Source organism: Microbacterium sp. zg.Y909 (assembly GCF_024626565.1).
Map to the genome: position 1 here is coordinate 1 of NZ_JANJFJ010000185.1, position 8,688 is coordinate 8,688.

At 72.0% G+C, this 8,688-nt stretch carries 8 protein-coding genes and 1 pseudogene; 4 read left to right on the forward strand and 5 right to left on the reverse strand.

Annotated elements, in window-relative coordinates; all coding sequences use genetic code 11:
• The coding region (locus NQ160_RS13605) for an Fpg/Nei family DNA glycosylase (RefSeq protein ID WP_257515756.1) at positions 1-528 on the forward strand (528 nt) is incomplete at its 5' end.
• A 7-nt stretch (positions 529-535) separates the two neighbouring features.
• Here NQ160_RS13605 and NQ160_RS13610 read toward each other — a convergent pair.
• Complete coding sequence (locus NQ160_RS13610) at positions 536-1,168, reverse strand: YitT family protein (RefSeq protein ID WP_257515757.1); 633 nt, start codon at positions 1,166-1,168, stop codon at positions 536-538.
• Positions 1,169-1,264: 96 nt separating this feature from the next.
• Here NQ160_RS13610 and NQ160_RS13615 point away from each other — a divergent pair, with 96 nt between their 5' ends.
• From NQ160_RS13615 to NQ160_RS13625, 3 genes are all read left to right on the forward strand, one after another.
• Positions 1,265-1,672: a transferase gene (locus tag NQ160_RS13615; RefSeq protein WP_257515758.1), complete on the forward strand. Its 408-nt coding sequence runs from the start codon at positions 1,265-1,267 to the stop codon at positions 1,670-1,672.
• A 266-nt stretch (positions 1,673-1,938) separates the two neighbouring features.
• Positions 1,939-2,559, forward strand: a complete 621-nt coding sequence (locus tag NQ160_RS13620; RefSeq protein ID WP_257515759.1) for a LysR family substrate-binding domain-containing protein — start codon at positions 1,939-1,941, stop codon at positions 2,557-2,559.
• A 20-nt stretch (positions 2,560-2,579) separates the two neighbouring features.
• Complete coding sequence (locus NQ160_RS13625; protein WP_257515760.1) at positions 2,580-3,305, forward strand: glutamine amidotransferase-related protein; 726 nt, start codon at positions 2,580-2,582, stop codon at positions 3,303-3,305.
• A gap of 29 nt (positions 3,306-3,334) precedes the next feature.
• On the opposite strand, the gene NQ160_RS13630 is transcribed toward NQ160_RS13625, so the two are convergent.
• The 4 genes and pseudogenes from NQ160_RS13630 to NQ160_RS13645 all read right to left on the reverse strand — a co-directional run.
• Positions 3,335-4,168, reverse strand: a complete 834-nt coding sequence (locus NQ160_RS13630; protein WP_257515761.1) for a tryptophan-rich sensory protein — start codon at positions 4,166-4,168, stop codon at positions 3,335-3,337.
• 57 nt (positions 4,169-4,225) lie between these two features.
• Positions 4,226-5,986 (reverse strand): malto-oligosyltrehalose trehalohydrolase, encoded by a 1,761-nt coding sequence (gene treZ / locus NQ160_RS13635; protein ID WP_257515762.1) that lies wholly within the window; start codon positions 5,984-5,986, stop codon positions 4,226-4,228.
• A complete protein-coding gene (treY, locus tag NQ160_RS13640; protein ID WP_257515763.1) occupies positions 5,983-8,352 on the reverse strand; it encodes a malto-oligosyltrehalose synthase in 2,370 nt (789 codons plus the stop codon). The genes treZ and treY overlap by 4 nt, the downstream gene beginning before the upstream one ends.
• A pseudogene (locus tag NQ160_RS13645) lies at positions 8,349-8,688 on the reverse strand (glycogen debranching enzyme); the annotation flags it as partial. The gene treY and the pseudogene NQ160_RS13645, both read right to left, overlap by 4 nt.

Here is an 8,688-nt window from a genome sequence, read left to right on the forward strand (position 1 = left end):
CGGCCGGGATACACCGCCCGCGCCATCGTCGGCAACGAGCGGGCGGATGCCGTGGGGTTCGACCTCGCCATGGTGGAGGTGCTGCCCACTGCCGACGAGGCGCGCGTCGTCGGTCATCTCGGCCCCGACCCGCTTGCGGCGGACTGGGACGCAGCCGAGGCGGCACGACGCGTCGGCGCCGACTCCCGGCCGGTGCACGTGGCACTGCTGGATCAGCGCAACGTGGCGGGGCTCGGCAACGTGTACGCCAACGAGGTGCTGTTCGTCCGCGGCATCCTGCCCACCACGCCGGGGACCGACGTCGACGCGCCGGCGCTGATCGACACCGCCGCGCGGATGATCCGCACGAACCGCGACCGCTCACGCCGAGTCTTCACCGGCGACGCCCGGCCGGGCCGCGGCATGTGGGTCTACGGCCGCGAGGCGAAACCCTGCCGGCGTTGCGGCACGCTCGTGCGGGGCGGGGCACTCGGCGCGCGCCCTACGGCCGAGCGCAACGTCTTCTGGTGTCCCGTGTGCCAGCGATGACCGCAGGTCACCGCCCGATGTAGCGCCCCGGGCGGTGGTTGAGCGCCAGCACGAGATTCAGCAGCACGGCACCTGCCGCGCTCATGAGGACGTTCGGCCAGGGCACCACGAAAAGCGCTGCCAGCACGACGAGGATGTCGAAAACCATGAGCGTCCATCCGGCGCGGATGCCGGTGGCATCCTGCACGACGAGGGCGACGATGTTGAATCCGCCGAGACTCCCGCCGTGGCGGAAGACGATGAGCAGTCCGATGCCGGCCATGAGGTTGCCGGCGAGGGTGCCGTAGACCGGGTTGAGTTCACCGACGACGAAGAACGTCTCGTGCACGACCGAGAACCCCGACACCAAGGCGATGGCGATCATCGTGCGAAGGGTGAAGTCCCACCCCTTCTTCCACACCGCCAGCACGGCGAACGGCAGATTGATGACGGCGAACAGCACCCAGAAAGGCACCTCCGACGCGAACCCCAGCAGCAGCGACAGTCCCGCGGTGCCGCCGGTCACCGCGTGCGAGGCGTTCAGCAGGTACAGCCCGAAGGATGCCGTGAACGTGCCGGTCAGCATGCCGAGCACATCCTCGCCGACGCCGTGCTTGGTCGTCTTCTCGTCGAACACCAGCGAAGGCCCTGTCTCGGTCACCCTCACATCCTCGCAGGACGACCAGGTGAGGGAATGGATCGGGGTAGGCCCGCGTTATCTCCAGTCCGGCACCAGACGGTGTCGCAGGAGGGGATTGTGGGCAAGAACTACATCGACATCGAGAACGACCGCGGCGAGACGCTGCGCTATCGCAAGCACGTCAACGGGCGCGGATTGATCGCGCACGGAGCCAAGGTGCACGCGACCGCGCTGGTCGAAGCGGGCGCATATGTCGAACCCGGCGCGGAAGTCGCCGCCGGCGTACGCATCCGCCGCGGGGCGTGGATCGAGCCCGACGCGGTCATCGGGCCGAACTGCGAGATCGCAGAGCTCGCCCACGTCGGCTCAGGCGCCGCAATCGGCGCGGGAGCGAAGATCGGCATCCGCACGTCGGTCGGCGCGCACGCGCAGGTCGCCACCGGGTCGCTGATCGGCGACGGCGAGATCGTCGGCGACGGCGAGCGGGTCGCCACCGACCGCCGCGGGCTGCGCCTGGCCGCCTAGCAGGGCCTGCCGCAGGCGGGCCCGTCAGCCCGCCGGCAGGAGGAGCACCACGCCGATGAGGGGCGGTGTTCCCTGTGCGAGCGCTGCGGCGAGCACCGCCACCGCCGAAATGCCTGTCCTGGGCGTGACCGGAGCGCTCGGGCTACTCTTCTGGAATGGCAAAAGGCGGCGGCGGACGATCCCATGGCGCACCCCGCCGACCCGCAGCTGCACGCTCGGCCGCAAAGCCCACGCGTCGTCCGGCTCGGCCCGCACCGCCGCGCGCCGTGCCCGACGCGGAGCACCGTGTTCCGCCCGGCCCGTTCCGACTCGGAGCGATCCCCGGCGCGACGCCCGGCAAGTGGATCGACGTCTGGAAAGAGCGCATGCCGCGCAACCCCCTCGAACTGGTTTCGCTGACGGTGGCCGGGCAGGCCGCCGCCCTCGCATCCGGTGAGGTCGACGCCGCCCTGGTCCGCACTCCCGTCGACGCGGACGGGCTCTCGGTCATTCCGCTCTACGAAGAGCGCCCCGTCGTCGTGTGCGCCGCCGACTCGCACCTCACCGCAGCTGACGAGCTGAGCCTCGACGACCTCGCCGGCGAGATCCTGATCGTCCCCCGTGACGCCGTGTTCGACATCGCCGTCCCCGGCGCCGTCTCCCCGGCGTTCGCACCGCCCGCCGACACCGCGGAGGCGGTGGAGACCGTGGCGGCCGGGGTCGGCATCGTCATCGTGCCGATGTCGCTGGCGCGACTGCACCAGCGCCGCGACGTCACCTCGCGACCGCTGCGCGACGGACCGGTGTCACCGGTGGCCCTGGCCTGGCCGACAGCGGCGACCACCCCGCTCGTCGAGGCATTCATCGGCATCGTGCGCGGCCGCACCGCGAACTCCTCGCGCGGTTGACGCGCATCTAGAATCAACCCATGGCTCCGCTCGCGTACGTCTGCGTGCGTCCGCAGGCGGGCGCCGCGGCCGGCGAGTTCGCCTCATTCCGAACGGCCATGCGCCGCGACGACCTCGCCCAGCTCGATCTCGTCCGCGAGCCGCTGCAGGACGACGTCTTCGACCGGTACGCGGGTTTCGTCGTCGGCGGCAGCCCGTTCAACCTCACCGATCCCCGCTCGACCAAGACCGACGTGCAGCTGCGCGTGGAGGCGGACCTCGAGCGCATCGCCGAGCGCGCGGCCGCGGCCGGAACGGCCGCCCTCTTCACCTGCTACGGCATCGGCATCGTCACCCGCATGCTCGGCGGAGAGGTCAGCCGGGCGTACCCCGAAGACACCGGTCCCGCATCGGTGACCCTGACCGGGGATGCCGCACAGGACCCGCTCTTCGGCATGCTGGCCGACCGGTTCACGGCCCTCACCGCCCACAAGGAGGGTGCCGGCACGACGCCACCCTCGGCGACCCTGCTCGCGACGAACCCGGCGTGCCCGGTGCAGGCTTACCGGGTGGGTGACCGGCTGTACGCCACTCAGTTCCACCCCGAGCCGACAGGGTCGGCCTTCACCGAGCGCATGGCCGTCTACCGCGACGACGGATACTTCACCGCCGGCGATTTCGACGCGATCGCCGCCCGTGTGCTCGCGGCCTCACTGTCGGAACCCACGCGGCTGCTGCGGTCCTTCGCCGCCCGGTTCGCTGACTGACGCACCGGCCCGCCGCCGCAGCGCGACGATCAGGTGCGGTTGCGGGCGAAGCGGACCGCAGTGATCGCGATGGGGGCGAGCACCACGACGGCAGCGGCGATCCAGGCGGCGATCGCGATCGGCTGGCTCATCGGGTCGTCGCTCCAGCGGCCGATCCCGATCCAGGTGAGGCCCCAGCCCATCGCGAGGCCCGGGGCGAGGCGGCCGCGGCCCCCGAGGGCGATGGCGATGCCGACGAGCGCGACCACGATGATCACGGCGATGGCCACCGGGTCCGCAGCTTCGCCCCACGACGCCGGCGCGATGGAGGTGAACCAGGCCGACGAGTTCGCGACGGTCGCCAGCGCCACCCAGCCGAGGTGCAGCCCCACCGTGATGTCGGTGAAGACGGCCTGACGCACGCCGCGCGGCGGCCGGCGCACCGCGAGGTGGAACGTCCAGCCGAGAGCGGCAAGGAGCAGCACGATGACGAGCACCGTGATCGGGAGGGTGGTGAACTGAGCGGCCACCAGCCACAGACCGTTGAGCACGGCAGTCAGCGCGATCCACCAGCCGAGCAGGCGCTGGCGGTCGTCTGCGCGCTGCGACGGCAGCGCCTGCCACACCGCGTAGGCGACCATCAGCACGTAGATGACGCTCCAGATCGAGAACGCCTGGCTCGCCGGGGCGAGGTACGACGCGTCGGAGTCGAGGGCACCGCCCTGCAGATCCTGGACTGGCCGGCCGCCAAGAGCCCCCACGCCCACCACCGCGGCGATGAGCATGAAGCTCACCGCACTGATCACACCGATCTGCCGACCGAGGTCGGAAGGGCGCGGCTGAGTGGCCGGGGCGGTCGTTCGTGATGCGGTGTCAGCGCTCATCGGTCCAGGCTAAACGCGGCCGGGCCCATCGGCCCTGGGCTTGACAGCACCGGCAGGTCAGCCCAGCGGCGGGCCGATCACCACCGCCGCCTCCGGTGCCACGGTGACCACGCCCGAAACCGGCGCGGAGCCGCAACGCTCGGGATCCGTGGCGAGCAGCACCGCGTCATCGGGTCCCGCCGAGGCGTGCCACGGCTCCGCCGACAGGTTGACCAGCACCGTGAGCGGCCCGCGGCCGAGGCGGAACCGGCGGCCACCGGCGATCTCCACCGCATCGGCGGTGAGGTCGCCGAACGAGGGATCGGTGAGCTCGGGCCGTTCCCGGCGCAGGCGCGCGAGGTCGCGGTACAGCTGCAGCAGGTGACGGTGCGGCCCCGACGTCGCGTCGTCGGGGTCGATCTCGGACCAGTCCAGCTTCGAGCGCTCGAAGGTGGCCGGGTCGTTGGGATGCGGGACGAGCGACTCATCCCACCCCATGCGGGCGAACTCCTCGGTGCGCCCCTTCGCGGTCGCCTCGGCCAGCTCGGGTTCGGGATGCGACGTGAAGAACTGCCACGGGGTGGTCGCCCCCCACTCCTCACCCATGAACAGCATGGGCGTTCCGGGGGCGGTGAGTGTGAGCACGGCGGCGATCGCGAGGCGCTCGGGCGACAGCGTCGCCGTCAGCCGATCGCCGGCGGCGCGGTTGCCGATCTGGTCGTGGTCCTGGGCGAAGGTCACCAGGCGCCAGGCCGGCACCTCCTGCGGAATCGGATGCCCGTGGTCGCGACCGCGGAACGACGAGTACGTGCCGTCGTGGAAGAAGCCCCGCGTCCACACCTTCGGCAGGGCGTCGAGAGCCGCGAAGTCCTCGTAATAGCCGGCTGTCTCGCCGGTGAGGGCGACGTGAACGGCATGATGCCAGTCGTCGCTCCACTGCGCCGTCAGCCCGTAGCCGGCCGCCTCCCGAGGGAGGATCAGCGTGGGGTCGTTCATGTCGGACTCGGCGATGAGGGTGAGCGGGCGCCCGAGGTGGGCCGACAGCGCGTCGGCGGACTCGGCGAGCTCGCGCAGGATGTGCTTCGGGCCGTCGTCCAGCAGGGCGTGCACGGCGTCGAGGCGCAGACCGTCGACGTGGTGGTCGCGCAGCCACATCATGGCGTTGTCGACGATGTATGCGCGCACCGCCGGCTGGTCGAGGGCGACGCTGTCGCCCCAGGTGTTGCGGCTGGCATCGCGCAGGTAGGGCCCGAACTCCGGCAGGTAGTTGCCGCTGGGACCCAGGTGGTTGTAGACGACGTCCTGGATGACGGCCAGACCCGCCGCGTGCGCGGCATCCACGAACCGCTGGTAGGCCGCGGGCCCGCCATACGCCTCGTGCACGGTGTACCAGAGCACGCCGTCGTAGCCCCAGTTGTGCACGCCGTTGAAGCCGTTGACCGGCAGCAGCTCGACGTGGGTGACGCCGATGTCGACGAGGTGTCCGAGACGGGCGATCGCGGCATCCAGGGTGCCCTCGGGCGTGAAGGTGCCGATGTGCATCTCGTAGATGACCCCACCGGCGAGCTGCCGTCCGGTCCACGCGGCATCCGTCCACGAGAACGCCGTCGGGTCGAAGTACGCCGACGCTTCGTGCACGCCCTCGGGCTGCCGCCGCGACCGCGGGTCGGGACGCAGGGCGTCGCCCTCGCCGAGCACGAACCCGTACCGGTCACCGTCTGCCAGCTCGACGTCGGCGGTCCACCAGCCGCCGTCTGCCACAGCCAGCTCCACATCGGCCGTCCCCGGTCGGCGCAGCCGCACCCGTTGGGCCCTCGGCGCCCACACTTCCACGCTCATCGCGCATCCTCTCTCAGCAGGGCGACGGGGTACGTCCCCAACAGGTCGCGCAGCGGCACCTCGCCGCCGGCCACCGTACGGCCGGTGACCTCGTCGCGCCATGTCCCCGACGGCAGCAGCACCGCGGTGTCACCCCAGCCGCCCCTGGCGGCAAGGCCGACGGGCAGGCGGGTGGCGACCGTGACCGCACCGCCGCGGTCGAACGCGACGACGTGGTCGGATGCCGCGCCGACCGCCACCACCGGGCGGTACCGCGTGAAGAGCTCCGGCCGGTCACGGCGCAGCCGCAGCGCCCGCGACACCACGAGCATCTTGGCCGCGCCGGATTCGTCCACCGGCGGCATCCACCCGCCGTCGATGCGGCCGAGCAGGGCCCGACGGGCGTCGAAGTCCACGGCGCGCCGGTTGTCGGGGTCCACGAGCGAGGTCTCCCACAGCTCGGAGCCCTGGTAGACGTCGGGCGCGCCCGGCGCGGTCAGCTGCACGAGCTTGGCCGACAGCGAGTTGACCCACCCGGGGCCGGAGACCTCGGCGACGAACTCCTCGACGAGTGGCCGTGCGGCGCCGAAGGCGGCGTCCACCACGGCATGCATCCGCTCCTCGAAGGCGGGGTCCGGATCCCACCACCCGGTGCGCTCGGCCGCTTCACGGGCGGCCTTCTCGGCATAGGCGTGCAGGCGCTCGGGGCTCGCCGGCCACGAGCCGACGATGGCCTGCCACAGCAGCGAGTCGAAGGGGCCGTGACCGCTGGATGCCACGGCGCGCAGCCGCTCGAGCACCTCGGCCCAGCGGTCGGGCATCTCGGCGAGCACCGACAGGCGGGCGCGCACGTCCTCGCCGCGCTTGGTGTCGTGCGTCGACAGCGACGTCATCGCGTGGGGCCACTGCGCCTGGCGCCTGGCCTGAGCGGTGTGGAACCCGTCGACGTCGAGCGAGAACACCGACGGGTCGCCGCCGACCTCGGTGAGGGTGCCCAGCCGCGTCATGCGGTAGAACGCGGTGTCCTCGACGCCCTTGGCCATGACGGGCCCGGTGGTCTGCATGAACCGCCGCGCCAGCTCGGTGCCCGGTTCGGCGATGCGCTCGACGAGCAGCTGCGCGAGGTCGGCCAGATCGGGTCGGCGTCGCGCCGTCTCGGCGAAGGCATGGTCGAGGTGCTCGCGTCCTGCCGGCAGGTACGAGCGGTAGACCGGGAAGTTCGCCAGCAGCTCGGCGAGGGTGTCGACGAGCTCGGCGTCGGCGGCGTCGATGCGCTCCCCCGGCATGCCGCGCAGCACCCGCACCAGCCGGGCGATCTCGGACTGCTGGATGGTGTCGGCGATCATGCGCTTGGTGTCGTGCATGAGGTCGGCGTAGCCGGTGAGAGGCGCCACCCCCGTCTCGGCACGCAGGGTCGCGTCGAGCGCGTCCAGCCGGGCCTCGCCCGCGGGGTCGATGAGCACACGGTCGACCTCTGCCATGGCGTCGTAACCGGTGGTGCCGGTCGTGCGCCACCAGGCGGGCAGGGCCTCGGGGTGCTCGGTGGCGGCATGCTCGAGGATCTTCTCCACGAGCACCGGAAGATCGCCCGAGGCCTCGGCCAGCCGGTCGAGGTACGCCCCGGGGTCGGCCAGCCCGTCGGGGTGGTCGATGCGCAGGCCGTCGACGAGCCCTTCCCGCACCCAGCGGAGGATCTCGGTGTGCGCGGCGTCGAAGACGTGCGGCAGCTCGACGCGCACACCGGCAAGGGTCGTGACGGCGAAGAAGCGGCGGTAGTTGAGCTCGGCGGCCTCGCGGCGCCAGAACATCAGCTCCCAGTGCTGCCGCTCGAGCACCGCGGCGACGTCGGCCGGGTCGATACCGTCGAGAGACCCGGGGGCCAGCGGCAGGGCGTGGTCGAAGTAGCGCACGAGTCCGGCATCCGCGTCGACGACCAGGTCGCCCGCGGCGAGCACCTCGCCGAGCTCGGCACCGAGGATGGGCACCCGCACGCGGCCGCCGCCGTACTCCCAATCGATGTCGAACGCGTCGGCGTGTGCGCTGCCCCGGCCGTGGCGCAGCACGTCCCACCACCACGGGTTCTCGGCCGGCTGCGAGATGCCCATGTGATTCGGGACGATGTCGACGAGGATCCCGAGCCCGGCGGCCCGCGCGGCCGAGACGAAGCGCTCGAGCGCCTCGGCGCCGCCGCGTGCCGGGTCGACCTGCGAAGGGTCGACGACGTCGTACCCGTGGTCGGAGCCGGGGGTCGCCTTCAGCAGCGGCGACAAGTAGGCCCAGTCCACCCCGAGGTCGCGCAGGTAGTCGGCGACACCGGCCGCCGCATCGAGGTCGAACGCCTCACGGATCTGCAGCCGATACGTCGAGACGGGCTGCCGCTCGGTCACCGGCCCGCCTCGCCCTTCGGCGAGGCCGCGGGGACCTCGTCGATCACGCCGGTGTTGGTCGCCAGCGACGCCGCGACGGAGTGATCGACCTCCTGCTCGGGGCCGGAGTGCTCGCGCAGCACGACGAGCGCCTTGCCCTGCACCTGCACGGTGGCACCCGGATCGATGGGAGCGCTGTCCGCCAGCTCGCCGGCCGTGTCGACCATGACGTCCCAGTGCGGGGCGAACTCGGGGTCCGGGATGAAGAAGTCCACGGCCTCGTCGCCGGCGTTGAACAGCACGAGGAAATGCTGGTCGCGGATGGGTTCACCGCGCCGGTCGCGCTCGCGGATGCCG